General features: G+C 34.8%; 2 protein-coding genes. Both read left to right on the forward strand.

From position 1 onward, the window contains the following. Nucleotides 1–367 (forward strand): enolase C-terminal domain-like protein (locus HMPREF3023_RS05635; protein ID WP_305790319.1); only part of this gene is annotated, 367 nt, incomplete at its 5' end. 65 nt (nt 368–432) lie between these two features. Beyond that, nucleotides 433–836, forward strand: a 404-nt coding sequence (locus HMPREF3023_RS05640) for a DUF819 family protein (RefSeq protein ID WP_144019631.1), incomplete at its 3' end; no start/stop codon positions are given.

The raw sequence follows: 836 nt of genomic DNA on the forward strand, positions 1-836 counted from the left end.
TGAAAGTGTATTCTCAGCAGAAGATGCCATGACAATCCTAAATATGAAGGCAGCAGACCTAATCAACATAAAGTTAATGAAGTGCGGAGGCCTTTACAATGCTCTTAAGATAACAAGCATGGCAGAACTTTGTGGAGTAGAATGCATGATAGGCTGCATGTTAGAAGCAAAAATCTCAGTAAATGCAGCAGTTCACCTAGCATGTGCAAAACAAATCATCACAAAGATAGACCTAGATGGCCCAGTACTTTGCTTAGAAGATCCAATAGAAGGTGGAGCAGTATTCAATGAAAAAGAAGTAACTGTGACAGACGACTACGGATTAGGAATAAAATCAGTTAAGGGAATAAAATACCTAGACATATAAAAATTAAATTATAAAAATAAAACTTAATAGAAAATAATGAAAATATAAAAAGAAAGGAGTAAATTATGGTTATCACAAATGGATTTACTTATATAGCATTTTTAATGTTTGTAGCAGGAGCCCTTCTTGCCCTAGAAAAATACACAAAATGGAAAGTATTTAACGTTGTACCACCACTTGTATTTATATATGTATTAAACATGGTTTTCTGTACCATGGGCCTATATGACTCAGAAGCATGTTCAAATACATACTCAGCCTTAAAGAACAACCTACTATATGCAATGATCTTTGTAATGTTACTACGTTGTGACTTTAAGAAACTTGCAAAATTAGGTGGAAGAATGGTAGCAATCTTCCTAGGATGTTCAGCAACCCTATTTGTAGGTTTCTTAATTGGCTATCCAATATTCAAACATACCCTAGGAACAAACACTTGGGCAGCAGTAGCAGCCTTATTCGCATCATG

The sequence above is a fragment of the Peptoniphilus sp. HMSC075B08 genome (assembly GCF_001815405.1).
GTDB classification, from domain to species: Bacteria; Bacillota; Clostridia; order Tissierellales; family Peptoniphilaceae; genus Peptoniphilus_A; species Peptoniphilus_A harei.